Genomic DNA, 15,716 nt, shown 5'->3' with positions numbered 1-15,716 from the left:
TGTGGCCACCCCGGTCCTGCTGCGGCGTTGCGCGGGCGGCGCGCGAGGATTATCCAATGGTACGATGAACGCGCCCCTCCCCGACCACGCCGGACACCGCGCGCGGCTGCGACAGCGGCTGATCGAGCAAGGCGGCGACGGGCTGCTCGATTACGAACTGGTCGAATATTTACTCATGCTGGCGGTCCCGCGGCGCGATACCAAACCGCTGGCCAAGGCGCTGATCGCCGAGTTCGGGGGATTCGGCGGCGTGTTCAGCGCCGATGCCGCCGCGCTGATGCGCGTCCCCGGAATGGGCGAGACGACCGCCGCTGCGATCAAGATCGTCCAGGCGGCGGCGCTGCGCTTGCTGCAGGTCGAGGCCAAGGCGCAGCCGGTGCTGGCGAGCTGGCAGGCGCTGATCGACTATCTCCACGCCGACATGGCGCATCGCGGCACCGAGCGCGTACGCGTGCTCCACCTCAACACGCGCAAAATGCTGATCCGCGACGAAGTGATGAGCGACGGGTCGATCGACGAGGCCGCAGTCTATGTCCGCGAGGTGATCCGGCGCGCGATCGATCTCGGCTCATCGGCGATCATCCTGGTGCACAACCATCCGAGCGGCGACCCGAGCCCGAGCCGCGCCGACATCGACGTCACCCGGAAAGTCGCCGAGGCGGGGCGGCGGCTCAACATAACGCTCCACGACCACATCATCATCGGCGCGAACGGGCATTCGAGCTTGCGCGCGATGGGGCTGCTCTGAGCGTCACCCTTGCTGCGAGAGGAATGCCGTCAATTCGGCCTTCGAGACCGTCTTATTCTTGTCGGCATCGGCCTGCGCAAAGGCCTGGGCGAGATAGGTGTTCATCGCCGGCGAAGCCGAATCGGTCGTCGGGTCGCTCACTTTCTTGAGCGCGACCATCCACGCGCCGAACTCGGCTGCATTGAGAACGCCGTCGCCGTCCGTGTCGTAGCTGCCAAACTCGGCGTTGATGATGTCGGCCGCCGGCGTTCCCGCCGCTGCGGGCTTGGCGGCAGCCTCGGCTTCGGGGGCGACGATCGATGCCGGGATCGCCGCGTCGCGCGCCGCGCTGCTCTGCGGGGGCCCAGCTTGATCGACCGTGGTCGGCGCGGATTGCGGTGCGGGCGATGTCGCGGGCGGCGCGTCCTGCGCAAGAGCGGGGCTGGCAAGCGCGATGGCGCTCGCGAGCAGGGTAAATCTCACCATCGGTATCTCCTGTGCGAATCGATCGCGTCGGTTCCCCAACGCACCGGACCACGCGACGCTCCACGCGCCCGCATTTGAAGGGGCGGCTGGTCCCTGCTAACGCGCGGCTCATCGTCGATCGCGGCGATTCCGTGCCCGCCCGATCTCAAGCTCATCGAGGAATTCCCATGGTCCCCCGCTATTCCCGCCCGGACATGACCGCGATCTGGACCCCGGAGAATCGCTTCCGCATCTGGTTCGAGATCGAAGCGCACGCGACCGACGCGCTCGCCGAGCTCGGCGTGGTGCCGAAGGAAGCCGCTGCCGCGTTGTGGGCGTGGTGGAACACCAACCCGGTGATCGACGTCGCCGCGATCGACGCGATCGAGGCGGTGACCAAGCATGACGTGATCGCCTTCCTCACCTGGGTGGCGGACAATGTCGGCGACCAGGCGCGCTTCATGCACCAGGGGATGACGAGCTCGGACGTGCTCGACACCGCGCTCGCGGTCCAGCTCGCGCAGGCGAGCGACTTGCTGATCGCCGATATCGACGCGCTGCTCTTCGTGCTCGAGCGCCGCGCGCGCGAGCACAAGATGACCCCGACGATCGGGCGCAGCCACGGCATCCATGCCGAACCCGTCACCTTCGGGCTCAAGATGGCACAGGCGCATGCCGAATTCGCCCGCAACCGCGCGCGACTCGTCGCGGCGCGCGAGGATGTCGCGACCTGTGCGATCTCGGGCGCGGTCGGCACCTTCGCCAATATCGACCCGGTGGTCGAAGCACACGTCGCCGAGAAGCTCGGCCTGACCGTCGAGCCCGTCTCGACCCAGGTCATCCCGCGCGATCGTCACGCGATGTTCTTCGCCACGCTCGGCGTGATCGCCTCGTCGATCGAGCGGATGGCGACCGAGGTTCGCCATCTCCAGCGCACCGAAGTGCTCGAGGCCGAGGAGTTCTTCTCGCCCGGCCAGAAGGGCTCGTCGGCGATGCCGCACAAGCGCAACCCGGTGCTGACCGAGAACCTCACCGGCCTCGCCCGCATGGTGCGCGGCTACGTCACCCCCGCGCTCGAGAATGTCGCTTTGTGGCACGAGCGCGACATCTCGCACTCCTCGGTCGAGCGCTATATCGGCCCCGACGCGACGATCACGCTCGACTTCGCGCTGCAGCGGCTGACCGGCGTGATGGACAAGCTCGTCGTCTATCCCGCGCGGATGGAGAAGAACCTCAACAAGATGGGCGGCCTCGTCCATTCGCAGCGCGTGCTGCTCGCGCTCACCCAGGCGGGCGTCAGCCGCGAGGATTCGTATCGGCTGGTGCAGCGCAACGCGATGAAGGTGTGGGATTCGGACGGCGCGCTGTCGCTGATGGAGCTGCTCAAGGCCGATCCCGAGGTCACCGCGGCGCTGTCGGTCGCGGAGATCGAGGACAAGTTCGACCTCGGCTATCATCTGAAGCACGTCGACACGATCTTCGCACGCGTGTTCGGACAGGCCTGATTGCGACGGATTCGCAGGTAGCTTGACTCGATTGACCCCCGGACGCGCGATGTTCGGGGGCGATCGTTTCCGTTTCTGCACTTATGCGACGCGTGAACCCGACGATTTCAAAGAGCCGAATCGGTATACCCGAATCGGCCCTTGTAGGACAGCGCCCGTTCGAAATCGCCTGAGACGGAGCGCTCCGCGTCCGCCTGAAACCCTTCATCGATGATTTTGCACAGTTCAACGTGCAAATGCTGCACCTGCGAATGCTCGTAATAAAATTGCGTGGATAAGCAACAATCTCCACATGCCTCCTCGCCGGGACGAGCCCGGTATCGGAGACACCTACCATGCGCATTCTTCAAAGCCTTGCCGGCGGCCTGTTCGCTGTTGCAGGCGTCGCGCTGGTGGTCGAGGTTCTCATCCTCTGACCCATCGGCCCGCCCGCCCCTTCTTTTGACGGGGCGGCCAGGGCCGTGGGGTCGAGAGCAGGTTTAAAGAAAATTCTTGGCAACGCACCCAGCATGGCAGCCCCTCCCCTGACGGGGAGGGGCTAGAAATCGCTCAGCCCCAGGCGCTCTTCATCTTCTTGAAGAAGCCGCTCGTTTGCGGGCATTCCTTGCCCGTCTCGGTCGCGCGGAATTCCTCGAGCAGCTCGCGCTGGCGCGAGGTGAGATGCGTCGGCGTCTCGACCTCGATCTGGATGACGAGATCGCCACGACCGCGCCCTTGCAACACGGGCATGCCCGCGCCGCGCTGACGTAGCTCACGACCGCTCTGCGTGCCCGCCGGGATCTTGATCTGGTGATCGACACCGTCGGGGCCGGCAATATGGACTTCGCCACCCAGCGCGGCGGTGGTGAAGCTGATCGGCGTGCGCGCGAACAGCGTCGTACCTTCACGCTCGAACAGCGGATGCCGCGCGACGTGGAGGAAGATGTAGAGATCCCCCGCTGGCGCCCCGCGCAAGCCCGCCTCGCCCTCGCCGGTCAAGCGAACGCGCGTGCCCTCGTCGACGCCGGGCGGGATGTTGACGGTGCGCGTCTTGGTCTTCTCGACGCGGCCCTCGCCGTGGCAATTGCCGCACGGATCGGCGATCGTCTGGCCGGCGCCGTGGCACGTCGGGCAAGTCCGCTCGACGACGAAGAAGCCCTGCTGCGCGCGGACCTTGCCGTGGCCCTTGCACATCTGGCAGGTCTTGGCGGCGGTACCCTTGGTCGCGCCCGAACCGTCGCACACGTCGCACACGCCCGAGACATCGATCGTGATGTCGCTCGCCTTGCCGTGAAAGGCTTCCTCGAGCGTGATCTCCATGTCGTAGCGCAAATCCGCGCCGCGCTGGGGTCCGCGCGATCCGCCGCGCTGGCCGCCCATGAATTCGCCGAAGATGTTCTCGAAAATGTCGGAGAAGCCGCTGAAATCCTGCGCGCCGCCACCGCCGCCGCCCTGCTGCTTGAACGCAGCGTGGCCGTAGCGATCGTACGCCGCGCGCTTCTGCGGGTCCTTGAGGCAGTCATACGCCTCGCTGATCGCCTTGAAGCGCTCTTCGGAGTCGCCGCAGCCCGGATTCTTGTCGGGGTGATAGCGCATCGCGAGCCGGCGATACGAGGATTTGAGCGTGCCGTCGTCGGCAGTCCGCTCGCACTCCAGCAGTTCGTAGAAATCGATGTCGGTGGTCACGTTTCAGCCCCCGCCTCTCCGCCGTCACCCCCGCCAAAGCGGGGGTCCCGCCTCTCCACCGACCCGCAAAGGCCGGGAGAAGAAGCGGGATTCCCGCGTGCGCGGGAATGACGGGCTGGGCTCATTCCAGTTTACGCTTTGTGGTCGTCGACCTCGGAGAATTCCGCGTCGACCACGTCTTCCTTGGGCGCTTCGGCCTCGGCGGCGGGCGAGGCATCGGCCTGCGCCTGCTTCTCGTAGATCGCCTGGCCGAGCTTCATCGCGACCTGCGCGAGCGCCTCCGACTTGGTCTTCATCGCTTCGGGATCACCACCTTCGACCGCGGTCTTGGTCTCGGCGATCGCCGCTTCGATCTCGCCCTTGAGCGCGGCATCGACCTTGTCGGCATTGTCGGCAAGCTGGCGCTCGGTCGTGTGGATCAGCGATTCGGCGTTGTTCTTCGCCTCGGCCGCTGCACGGCGCTGCTTGTCGTCCTCGGCGAACTGCTCGGCATCGCGGACCATCTGCTCGATGTCGCGATCCGACAGGCCACCCGAGGCCTGGATGCGGATCTGCTGCTCCTTGCCGGTGCCCTTGTCCTTGGCCGACACGTTGACGAGACCGTTGGCGTCGATGTCGAAAGTGACTTCGATCTGCGGCACGCCGCGCGGCGCCGACGGGATACCGACCAGATCGAACTGGCCGAGCATCTTGTTGTCGGCCGCCATTTCGCGCTCGCCCTGGAACACGCGGATGGTGACGGCCTGCTGGTTGTCGTCCGCGGTCGAATAGGTCTGCGACTTCTTGGTCGGGATCGTCGTGTTGCGATCGATCATGCGGGTGAACACGCCACCCAGCGTCTCGATGCCGAGCGACAGCGGGGTCACGTCGAGCAGCAGCACGTCCTTGACGTCGCCCTGCAGCACGCCGGCCTGGATCGCCGCGCCCATCGCCACGACCTCATCGGGGTTGACGCCCGAATGCGGCTCATTGCCGAAGAAGTCCTTCACAACCTGACGGACCTTGGGCATGCGCGTCATGCCGCCGACGAGGACGACTTCCGAGATGTCGCTGGTCTGAATCCCGGCGTCCTTCATCGCCTTCTTGCACGGCTCGAGCGTACGCTGGATCAAGTCCTCGACGAGACGCTCGAGATCCGAGCGCGTGATCGCCTTGACGAGATGCTTCGGCCCGTTCTGGTCGGCGGTGATGAAGGGCAGGTTGACCTCGGTCGTCGCTGCCGACGAGAGCTCGATCTTCGCCTTCTCGGCCGCTTCCTTCAGACGCTGGAGCGCCAGCTTGTCCTTGGTGAGGTCGATGCCCTCGGCCTTCTTGAAGTCTTCCGACAGGAAGTTGAGCAGCTTGTTGTCGAAATCCTCGCCGCCGAGGAAGGTGTCGCCGTTGGTCGCCTTCACTTCGAACACGCCGTCGCCAATCTCGAGGATCGAGATGTCGAAGGTGCCGCCGCCGAGGTCATAGACCGCGATCGTCTTGTTGGTGTCCTTGTCGAGACCATACGCAAGTGCCGCTGCGGTCGGCTCGTTGATGATGCGGAGCACTTCGAGACCGGCGATCTGCCCGGCGTCCTTGGTCGCTTGGCGCTGCGCGTCGTTGAAATAGGCCGGAACGGTGATGACCGCCTGCGTGACCGTCTCGCCGAGATACGCCTCGGCGGTTTCCTTCATCTTCTGCAGCGTGAACGCCGAGATCTGCGACGGCGAATATTCCTTGCCGCCAGCGCCGACCCAGGCGTCGCCATTGTTGCCGCGCACGATGTTGTACGGGACCAGTTCGGTGTCCTTCTTGGTGATCGGGTCGTCGAAACGACGGCCGATCAGGCGCTTCACCGCGAAGATCGTGTTCTCAGGGTTGGTCACTGCCTGGCGCTTGGCCGGCTGGCCGACCAGCCGCTCGCCATCCTTGGCGAACGCGACGATCGACGGCGTGGTGCGCGCGCCTTCTGCGTTCTCGATCACCTTCGGCTTGCCGCCCTCCATCACCGAGACGCAGCTGTTGGTCGTGCCGAGATCGATTCCGATTACTTTTGCCATTGGTCCTCTGGGGCCCCCATCGCTAGAAAAATTGCCATTCCATCGCGCCCTTAGAATAAGCAGCGCGACACTTCACTCCGGCGATATAGGGGGGCTTTCGCTTGTCGCAAGATTTCACCGCACGTATGGCGCGACAAGTTGTTCCCAAAGCGGGAGTTCGTCGTTTGCGCAATCGTCTGGTTTTGATCGCTGCCCTGGCCCTGGGCGCGTGCGGCAGTGGGCCGCCCAAGCTCTCGGTCGAGAAGGGCTATATCCGCCTCGCCGCGGCGCCGCGCAGTCCGGCGGTCGCCTATTTCACGATCCATGGCGGCACCGCCGATACTGCGCTGATCGCGGTGAGCAGCGAGGTGTCGATCAAGAACGAGCTTCACCAATCGATGCAGTCGGGCGGCATGGCGTCGATGAAGCCGCTCGGCGATGTGCCGATCCCCGCGGGCGCGACCGTCGCGTTCGCGCCCGGCGGCAAGCATCTGATGCTGTTCGACATGAACCCGGGGATCAAGCCCGGGCGCGTCGTCACGCTGACCTTCACCTTTGCCAACAACCAGCGGATCCTGTTCGACGCGCCGACGATCGCGGCGGGCACCCCCGCCCCCGCATTCTAAGCGCGCGTCACGCCGCGAGCGTTTGTTCGATCGTGGGCGCGAGGTCGAGCGTCAGCAGGGCATAGGCCCCCTTCCCGACGCCTTCGCTTTCGAGCCGCAGCGAGCCGTGCATCGCCGCCATCGAATTGGCGCACCAGTGCAGCCCCAGCCCGCCCGATTTGTGGCGGCGGGTCGAAAAGCCGCGCTGGAACAGCGTTGGGGTATTCTCGGCGGCGAACCCCTCGCCATCGTCGCGGATCGCGATGACGGCGCGGCCGTCGGCCTCGGTGATGGTGACGGTGATCGATCCGCTGTCGGTGCCGGTCGCGGCGATCGCGTCGGCGGCGTTGGAGAAGAGATTGCCGATCACCTGGCTCAGGATGATCCGGCTCGCCATCACGTAACACGCTTGCGCGGGGAAGCTGAACGCGATCGACACGCTGCCCGAATAGCGCGCGATCGTCGCATTCTTGGCGAGGATCTCGGTCACGTCGCACGGCGCCACCTCGGGCCGCTCGTGCGCCGCGCTTTGCTGGGCACCGATGATCTCGAGCACATGGCTCATCGCTTCGCGGCCGATTTGCAATTCGCCGTGACGGTCGGCGCGATCCTTGGCTTCGGCCTCGATCGCCGCCGCGACGAAGGCGAGCAGTTTGGCGCGCCGCGCCGCTGGCAGATCGTCCTTGGCGAGCTCGGCGATCGCGCGGTCTAGCACGCTGCGCTCGACGGGCGGTGCTTGCGCGATCCCCTTGCTCAGGATCGTGCTGATCGGGTTGAGCGCGTTGCGGACGTTGTGCATCACCGCGACCGCGCTCTCGCTCTTGCCGAGCGCGAAGCTCTGCACTTCGACCTGTTCGCGCAGATCCTTCAATTGCTCGAGCATCGCATTGAAACTGTTACGCAAAGATCCGATTTCGTCCTTGCGCGGCTCATCGGGCAACAGCCCGAGCGAGCCCGAGGTGCGCACCATCTGCATATGGCTTTCGACGCGCGCGAGCGGGCGCAGCACGAGCATCGAAATCATCCGCCGCAGCATCGCGAGCACGAGCAGCAGCAACAGCGTCGACCCCGCGACCGCGAGCAGCAACATGCGCTGGCCAAGCAGCGAGAGATCGCGCGTCACGCTGAACGCCGCGCTGGCGACGGCGTGGCCGTCGGCGCCACGGATCGGCACCGCGATCCGCAGCGTCGAGCGCGCCGATACGATCGCATCGGTATCGGGGCGGTTGGCGAGGTCGATCGTCGCGGGCAGCTGAAGCACGTCGGACAGCGTCTTCGAAGTGATCCGCCGCGCCATCAGCACATAGCCGCGCGGATCGCCGGTGCCGTCGCTGCGCCGCACTTCGGCGACCCCGACCGCGACGAGCTCGTTGCCGAGCCGCAGGTAATAATGCCCCGAGTTCTTCTGGCCGAGCACGCGCTTGAAATCTGTCTGGCCAAGCGCGGCGACGAATTCGCTGCGACCCGGCGGCGTTCGCCAGCGCGCGATGACGATCCGGCCGTCCTTGCCGACATAGGCCATGCCGTCGACGTTGAGATTGACCATCGCGAGCGTCGAGAAGCTCTCCTTCTCGAACTCGGGCGTCGGGTGGACCATATAGTCGTAGCTGGCGGTCCAGTCGCCATAGTCGCGCACCGCGCCCTCGACCTTGGTCGCGAAATCGCCGAGCGCGGCGCGCGTCCGTTCGATATGCGCGGCGACCGACTTGTCCTCGAGCTGGTTGAAGCTCGGCACGATCAAGGCGGCGAGCAACGCCGTCAGCGCGACCGAACCGATCAGGCCGATCCCCATCAGGATCACGACGAGCTTGGCGCCGAGCGAACTCGGCTCGCGCAGCGCCTCGATCCGGCCGCGCGCGGTGCGCGGGGACGGCGGCGGGGGCGCGGGCATCAGCCGTGGGTTCCGTTACCCGGTTCGACCGCGTCGTCCGCCGCGGGATCGAGCATGTAGCGCGCCTGGGCGATTTCGCGCGCGCGGTCCTGCACGACCGGCCGCGAGAAGAAATAGCCCTGCATGTGGCTGCAGCCGGCGACACGCAGCGCCTGCAGCTGCGCCTCGGTCTCGACGCCTTCGGCGATCACGCCGAGCCCGAGCGCATGGCCGAGATGGATGATCGAATGGACAATCGCCGCGCTCTCGCGCTCGCGGCCCATGCCGTCAATGAAGCTGCGGTCGATCTTGAGGCAGTCGAGCGCGAACTTGCGGATGTTATAGAGCGAGGAATAGCCCGTGCCGAAATCGTCGAGCGCGATGCGGAAGCCCATCTGGCGTAATTTGTAGAGCGTGTCGGCGGCGCGATCGGCATCGTCGAAGATCGCGGTCTCGGTGATCTCGATCTGGACGCGGCGCGGGTCGATCCCGGCGCGCTGGACGGTCTCGACGAGCCTTGCCACGAAATTATGGCGGCGGAACTGGCGCGGCGAGAAATTGACCGAGACATATTGGCCCGGCCATTCGGCGAGCACTTTCAGCGATTCGCCGAGGACCCAGTCGCCGAGCTCGTGGATCAGGTTGGTTTCCTCGGCGATTGGGATGAACACCGCCGGGCTGATCGGACCATGCTCGTTGGTGTTCCAGCGCAGCAGCGCCTCGAAACCGATGACCTCGAGCTCCTCGCGCGCGACGATCGGCTGATAGACGAGGCTCAGCTCGCCCTTGGCGATCGCTTGCGACAGGCCTCCCTCGATCGCGCGGCGCAGACGGATGTTCTCGTCCATGCCCTCGTCGAACAGGCGCACGACGCCGCGGCCTTCGCGTTTCGCGTCGTTGAGCGCGAGATCGGCGCGGCGCATCAAGTCGGTCGGGTCGCGCGTCTCGCCGGGCTCGGTGACGATCAGCCCGAACGACGCGCCGCCCTGGACCGAATTGCCGAGCACCTTGAAGGTCCCGGTGCAGGCTTTCAGGATGCGCTGGCATTCCATTTCGGCCGCCTCGGCGCCGGGCGTGTCGAACAGCAGCCCGAATTCGTCGCCGCCGAGCCGCGCGACGAGGCCGCCTGCGGGAATCGAGGTCTGCAGGATGTCGCAGATCGTGCGGATCAGTTCGTCGCCGGCAAGATGGCCGAGCGTGTCGTTGACCAGCTTGAAGCGATCGAGATCGACCATCGCGACCGCGAATTGCCCCGAAAGCTGTGCGCGGTCGGTCAGCGCGCGGCGGAAGGCGAGCCGGTTGGGCGCCTCGGTCAGCGAATCGTGGTTCGCCATGTGGATCGCGCGGCTTTCGTTCGCGGCGAGCTCATGGCCTTGCTCCTGGAGCTGGACGACTTGCGCAGCGAGCGTCTCGCGGGCTTCGGCGAGTTCGCGGTCGCCGCGCCAGCGGTGCGCGAGCGCGCTTGCCATCTGCGTGACCTCGGCGACTTCGAACGGCTTGGCGATGTAGAAGATCTTGTCGGCGGGGCCGGCCGCCTTGGCGATCTCGATCGGCGAGAAATCGGAATAGCCCGTGACGATGACGAGATTGATGTTGGGATCGAGCTTGCGGATCCGCGTCGCGGTTTCCTTGCCGTCGATGCCGGGCGGCATGCGCACGTCGATGAAGGCGACGGCATAGGGTTCGTCGCACGCCAATGCGGCCTCGACCGCCGCAACGCCGTCGAGCCCCTGCATCGCGTGCGTCAGTGCGAAGTCGATCGTGGTATCGGGCGCGGGGTCGGCAGCGTCGTCGTCTTTGCCGAACAGTTCGGCAGCCATCGCCTCGAGCGCGCCGGTGTCGACGGCCGCCGGCGCGAAACTGCGCCGGTAGCTGTCGTGCATGGCCGGTTCGTCATCGACGATCAGAATTCGCATACCCACACCCGCCCGTAAGATAGTGGGCATCAAAGCCCGTTGCGAACTCGTATGCCAAGGCGGTTAATGCGTCGTAAACGACGATGCCAAAACTCAGTCGCGTTCGAGTGCCAGGACCCCGAGCTGGACCGCGCCGAGCGGCCCCGCCATTCCGCCCAGCTCGGCCGGAACGACGAAGCGGTCGATCGGCATCAGCCCGGGCGCTGCGACATAGCCGCCGAGACTCGCGACCAAGCGAGCGCGAATTTCGGGCAGCAGCTGCGGCACGCCGACCATCACGCCACCGCCCATCACGATCCGCCGCGGGATGCCGGTCAGCACCACCATGTGACAGAGCTGCGCAAGGGTATGCGCGACGGTTTCCCATGCCGGGTCGTTCGCCGCCAGATCCTGCGCGGCCGTTCCGGTGCGCGCGCGGATCGCGGTTCCCGACACCAGCCCTTCGACGCAATCGCCATGAAAGGCGCAGCTTCCGCGCCAGGCATCGCCCGTCATCCGCACCGGGCGGATATGGCCGAGCTCGGCATGCGTCATCCCCGCGACGGGGGCGCCGTGCAGCACGAGCCCGACGCCGACGCCCGTCCCCACCGTGATATAGGCATGGTCTTCGACATCATGCGCCGCACCCCAACGTCCTTCGCCGAGCGCGGCACCGTTGACGTCGCTGTCGAAGCCGAACGGCACGCCCGCAATCTTCGCGAGCCGCAGCCCGACATCGGTATCGGACCAGCCTGGCTTGGTGGTCGCGGTGATGAAACCGTAATTGGAGTCGCTCCGGTCGAGCGACACCGGGCCGAAGCTCGCGACGCCGAGCGCATCATAGCCCGACCAGCGCCGCAGCACGCCCTCGACCGCGCCGAGCGTTTCGTCGGGCGTGGTGGTCGGGATCTGGACGCGCTCGCGCACATCGTTGGGTCCGCTTGCCAGGACGCAAATGACCTTGGTTCCACCCAGCTCGACGCCGGCGATCAGGGGCGCGCTCATTCTACGGTCACCGACTTGGCGAGATTGCGCGGTTGGTCGACATCGGTGCCCTTGATGACCGCGACATGATAGGCGAGCAGCTGGACCGGCACCGCATAGACCAGCGGCGCGATCAGCGGGTGGACCTTTGGCATGGTGATCGTCGCCATGCAGCCGTCGCCCGCCGCCTGGATACCGTCGTAATCCGAGATCAAAACGACCTTGCCGCCGCGCGCCTGGACTTCCTGCATGTTGCTTACGGTCTTGTCGAACAGCGGGCCCGAGGGGGCGATGACGATGACGGGGACGTTCTCGTCGATCAGTGCGATCGGCCCGTGCTTCATCTCGCCGGCGGCATAGCCTTCGGCATGGATGTAGCTGATTTCCTTGAGCTTCAGCGCGCCCTCGAGCGCGAGCGGATAATCGGTACCGCGCCCCAGATAGAGCACGTCGCGCGCCCCCGCGATATGGTGCGCCATCGCCTCGATCGCCTCGTCATAGGCGAGCGCGCCGTTGAGCGCGGCGGGGGCTTCGGCGAGATGCTTGACGATCATCTTCTCCTCGGCCGGGCTGAGCTTGCCCTTGGCCCGCGCGAGGTTGGCAGCAAGCGCTGCGAGCACCGCGAGCTGGCAGGTGAACGCCTTGGTCGAGGCGACGCCGATCTCGGGGCCGGCATGCGTCGGCAGCAGCAGATCGGCTTCACGCGCCATCGAGCTGGTCGGCACGTTGACGACGACCGCGATGATCTGCCCCTCGGCGCGCGCATGGCGCAGCGCGGCGAGCGTGTCGGCGGTTTCGCCCGACTGGCTGATGAAGAGCGCGAGGCCGCCCTCCTCCATCACCGGCGCGCGGTAGCGGAATTCGCTCGCCACATCGAGGTCGACGGGCACGCGCGCGAACTGCTCGAACCAATATTTGGCGACCATGCCGGCGTAGAAGCTGGTGCCGCAGGCGACGATCGTGACGCGCTTGATCGTCGACAGGTCGAATTCGGGGATCGGCAGCGTGACGCGCTCTTCCATCCGCTGCAGGTACGAGCGCAGCGTCTGCGCGACGACGATCGGCTGCTCGTAGATTTCCTTGAGCATGTAATGCTTGTGGTTGCCCTTCGACACGAGGTCGCCGGTGACGCCCGAGATCGTGATCGCGCGTTCGACCGGCGTATTGGCACGGTCATAGACCTGCGCGCCCTCACGCGTGAGGACGACCCAGTCGCCTTCGTCGAGATAGGCGATTCGCTGCGTCAGCGGCGCGAGCGCGAGCGCGTCGGAGCCGAGATACATCTCGCCCTCGCCATAGCCGACGACGAGCGGCGAACCGAGCCGTGCGCCGATCAGCAGATCGGGATGCTGGCGGAACAGGATCGCGAGCGCGAAGGCGCCGTGGAGCCGCGGGAGCACCTCGCGCACCGCATCTTCGGGGGCGAGCCCGGCCTCGACCTTCTCGCTGATCAGATGCGCGACGACCTCGGTGTCGGTCTCGCTGGTGAAGGTGCGGCCGCGCGCGATGAGTTCGTCGCGCAGCGGCTTGAAATTCTCGATGATGCCGTTGTGGACGACCGCGACTTCGCCGGTCGCGTGGGGGTGGGCGTTGTTTGTGGTCGGGCCGCCATGCGTCGCCCACCGCGTGTGGGCGATGCCGGTCTTGCCGGGCAGCGGATGCGCGGCGAGTTCGTTGGCGAGGTTGATCAGCTTGCCCGACGCGCGGCGGCGCTCGATCGCGCCATCGAAATCGGTGGCGATGCCGGCCGAATCATAGCCGCGATATTCGAGCCGCTTAAGACCGTCGAGCAGACGATCGGCGACGTCTTCGGTACTCAGGATGCCAACGATGCCACACATGGAATGTCTCGACCTTAAAGGGTGTAGGGGATGCGGATGCCCGGCATGGTCGCCGGAAAATCCTTGGTGTTGCGGGTCACTAGAATGCGTCCGTGAACTTGTGCTGACGCGAGGATGACCGAGTCCGCAAGCTTCAGGCGGCACTCGTTGCGCAGTTCCGCCGCGCGCGTCGCAATCGGTATATCGAGCTCATCGATCAGGAACCCCGCCAACAGCGATTTCGTTCGCGGCATCGTGATCTGGTCGACCCGGGACATGACCTCGATCCACGTCACCCGACTGATCCAGCGATCGTCAACCGACTCGAGCTCGAGCTGCGCTGACACGTTGCCGTTAAGGGCATCGATCAGGATATTGCTGTCGAACGACGTGGCGCTCACGATTTTGGCGACGGCTGCACGCCCCGAAGCTGATCGAGATAGATCGCGCGCTGACGATCATCTTCCGCGTCGAAGAGATCGGGAAACTCGGCTTTGACGTCTTCGTAATCGTCGTCCCAGGGACGGGTCCAGCTCGCGCGTTCGCGCCGCTGCCATGCGACGGCGTCACCAATGTCAGCGCGATCCTTCCAGGCTCCGAAACCGGCGCGCAGAGCCGCCAGTCGCCGTTGCCGGTTCCCCTCTTCCGCGTCGCTCGCAATCAGCCGATCGACCGCGTCACGGATCACCGCCGCGCGCGACTGACCGTGCTCGGCCGCGATCTGATCGAGCCGCGCAATGCGATCGTCGCCGAGCGAAACCAGGGTCCTGCTAGCCATTATCGACCGATATCACCGGGTGATATCACTTGCCAGCTTTCTTCGCCGTCATCGCGTCGCGAAAGCGCTTGGCCCATCCGGGTTTGGAGACTTGCTGCGGCCGCACCAGCGCGAGCGCGTCGGCTTCGACGTCGGCGGTGATCACAGATCCTGCACCGACAATCGCGCCCGCGCCGATCGTCACCGGGGCGACCAGCGCCGAGTTCGACCCGATGAACGCGCCCTCGCCGATGATCGTCTTGTATTTGAAGAATCCGTCGTAATTGCAGGTGATCGTGCCCGCGCCGATGTTGGCGCCGGCCCCCACTTCGGCATCGCCGAGATAGGTCAAGTGGCTCGCCTTGGCACCCGCGCCGAGCACGGCCTTCTTCATCTCGACGAAATTGCCGATCTTCGACTTCTCGCCCATCACCGCGCCGGGGCGCAGGCGGGCGAACGGGCCGACCTCTGCCTTCGCGCCGATCTGCGCGCCCTCGATATGGCTGAAGGCGTGGAGCAGCGCGCCGTCGCCGACGGTGACGCCGGGGCCGAACACGACGTTGGGCTCGATCACGACGTCTCGGCCGATCACCGTGTCGTGCGCGAACCAGACGGTCTCGGGGGCGATCAGCGTGGCGCCGTCGGCCATCGCCTGCGCGCGGCGCTGCGCCTGCCACGATGCCTCGACGCCCGCGAGTTCGCCGCGGCTGTTGACGCCGGCGACTTCGGTCGCGCCGGTCTCGATCACCGCCGAGCGACGACCGTCAGCGGCGGCGAGCATGACGATGTCGGGGAGGTAATATTCGCCCGCGGCATTGTCGTTGCCGACGCGCGCGAGCAGCGCGAACAGATCGGCGCTACGCACCGCCATCAGCCCGGAGTTGCACAAATCGACCGCGCGTTCGGCGGGGGTCGCGTCCTTGAACTCGACCATCTTTGCAATGACGCCATCCTCGGCAATGATCCGGCCATAGGCGCCGGCATCGGTGGGACGAAAACCGAGCACGACCGCCACCGGCGCGTCTTCCGCGTTCAGTCGGTCGAGCATAGCCTGCATCGTCTGCGAGGAGACGAGCGGGACGTCGCCGTACAGGATCAGCACATCGCCGACGAAACCAGCGAGCGCCGCCTCGGCCTGCGCCACCGCATGCCCGGTGCCGAGCTGCTCGGCCTGCAGCGCGGTCGCAATGCCGAGCGGCGAGACCGCCGCCTCGACCTGCTCGCGCCCCGCGCCCGTCACGACGACGGTGCGCGCCGGATCAAGCGCCGCGACGCTCGCCGCCAGATGCAGCAGCATCGGCCGCCCGGCGATCGGATGCAGCACCTTGTGCAGATCCGATTTCATGCGCGTCCCCTTGCCCGCGGCAAGGATGATGGCGGCGATGGGGGGGCGAGACGGGCTTTCCATAACGCC

13 protein-coding genes are annotated in these 15,716 nt (G+C 66.2%); 3 read left to right on the top strand and 10 right to left on the bottom strand.

All coding sequences use genetic code 11. From position 1 onward, the window contains the following. Positions 1–64: 64 nt before the first annotated feature. Positions 65–748: a RadC family protein gene (gene radC, locus ACP7C5_RS05290; RefSeq protein WP_426263446.1), complete on the top strand. Its 684-nt coding sequence runs from the start codon at positions 65–67 to the stop codon at positions 746–748. 3 nt (positions 749–751) lie between these two features. Here the strand turns inward: radC and ACP7C5_RS05285 are convergent, their stop codons facing one another. Further along, positions 752–1,213, bottom strand: coding sequence for an EF-hand domain-containing protein (locus tag ACP7C5_RS05285; RefSeq protein WP_426263445.1), 462 nt, complete (start codon positions 1,211–1,213; stop codon positions 752–754). Positions 1,214–1,380: 167 nt separating this feature from the next. Between ACP7C5_RS05285 and purB the strand changes: the two genes are divergently transcribed. Further along, complete coding sequence (gene purB, locus ACP7C5_RS05280) at positions 1,381–2,697, top strand: adenylosuccinate lyase (RefSeq protein ID WP_426263444.1); 1,317 nt, start codon at positions 1,381–1,383, stop codon at positions 2,695–2,697. A gap of 549 nt (positions 2,698–3,246) precedes the next feature. Here the strand turns inward: purB and dnaJ are convergent. After that, positions 3,247–4,362 (bottom strand): molecular chaperone DnaJ, encoded by a 1,116-nt coding sequence (dnaJ, locus tag ACP7C5_RS05275; RefSeq protein ID WP_133188857.1) that lies wholly within the window; start codon positions 4,360–4,362, stop codon positions 3,247–3,249. A 131-nt stretch (positions 4,363–4,493) separates the two neighbouring features. Continuing rightward, positions 4,494–6,392, bottom strand: coding sequence for a molecular chaperone DnaK (dnaK, locus tag ACP7C5_RS05270; RefSeq protein ID WP_426263443.1), 1,899 nt, complete (start codon positions 6,390–6,392; stop codon positions 4,494–4,496). Positions 6,393–6,556: 164 nt separating this feature from the next. Here dnaK and ACP7C5_RS05265 point away from each other — a divergent pair, with 164 nt between their 5' ends. After that, the gene (locus tag ACP7C5_RS05265) at positions 6,557–6,997 is read left to right on the top strand and encodes a copper chaperone PCu(A)C (protein ID WP_426263442.1); all 441 of its coding nucleotides are present in this window, start codon (positions 6,557–6,559) and stop codon (positions 6,995–6,997) included. A 7-nt stretch (positions 6,998–7,004) separates the two neighbouring features. On the opposite strand, the gene ACP7C5_RS05260 is transcribed toward ACP7C5_RS05265, so the two are convergent. From ACP7C5_RS05260 to glmU, 7 genes are all read right to left on the bottom strand, one after another. Then, on the bottom strand, positions 7,005–8,867 hold the full coding sequence (locus ACP7C5_RS05260; RefSeq protein ID WP_426263441.1) for a CHASE4 domain-containing protein: 1,863 nt from the start codon (positions 8,865–8,867) through the stop codon (positions 7,005–7,007). Next, positions 8,867–10,762 carry a putative bifunctional diguanylate cyclase/phosphodiesterase gene (locus tag ACP7C5_RS05255; protein WP_426263440.1) on the bottom strand — a complete coding sequence of 632 codons (1,896 nt, stop codon included), beginning with the start codon at positions 10,760–10,762 and terminating at the stop codon, positions 8,867–8,869. Before ACP7C5_RS05255 ends, ACP7C5_RS05260 begins: the two co-directional genes overlap by 1 nt. Before the next feature lie 93 nt (positions 10,763–10,855). Then, entirely contained in the window at positions 10,856–11,746 is an 891-nt protein-coding gene (locus ACP7C5_RS05250) for an ROK family protein (RefSeq protein WP_426263439.1), read from the bottom strand. After that, entirely contained in the window at positions 11,743–13,566 is a 1,824-nt protein-coding gene (glmS, locus tag ACP7C5_RS05245; protein ID WP_426263438.1) for a glutamine--fructose-6-phosphate transaminase (isomerizing), read from the bottom strand. The genes ACP7C5_RS05250 and glmS overlap by 4 nt, the downstream gene beginning before the upstream one ends. 14 nt (positions 13,567–13,580) lie before the next feature. Further along, on the bottom strand, positions 13,581–13,946 hold the full coding sequence (locus ACP7C5_RS05240) for a type II toxin-antitoxin system VapC family toxin (RefSeq protein WP_133188869.1): 366 nt from the start codon (positions 13,944–13,946) through the stop codon (positions 13,581–13,583). Continuing rightward, the gene (locus ACP7C5_RS05235) at positions 13,943–14,323 is read right to left on the bottom strand and encodes a ribbon-helix-helix domain-containing protein (RefSeq protein WP_229839191.1); all 381 of its coding nucleotides are present in this window, start codon (positions 14,321–14,323) and stop codon (positions 13,943–13,945) included. The genes ACP7C5_RS05240 and ACP7C5_RS05235 overlap by 4 nt, the downstream gene beginning before the upstream one ends. 25 nt (positions 14,324–14,348) lie before the next feature. Beyond that, positions 14,349–15,710: a bifunctional UDP-N-acetylglucosamine diphosphorylase/glucosamine-1-phosphate N-acetyltransferase GlmU gene (gene glmU / locus ACP7C5_RS05230; protein WP_426263437.1), complete on the bottom strand. Its 1,362-nt coding sequence runs from the start codon at positions 15,708–15,710 to the stop codon at positions 14,349–14,351. Between the last annotated feature and the right edge of the window lie 6 nt (positions 15,711–15,716).

It is taken from the genome of Sphingomonas sp. PWP1-2, assembly GCF_049898305.1.
GTDB lineage: Bacteria > Pseudomonadota > Alphaproteobacteria > Sphingomonadales > Sphingomonadaceae > Sphingomonas > Sphingomonas glacialis.
This window is presented reverse-complemented; position numbering and strand designations above follow the sequence as displayed.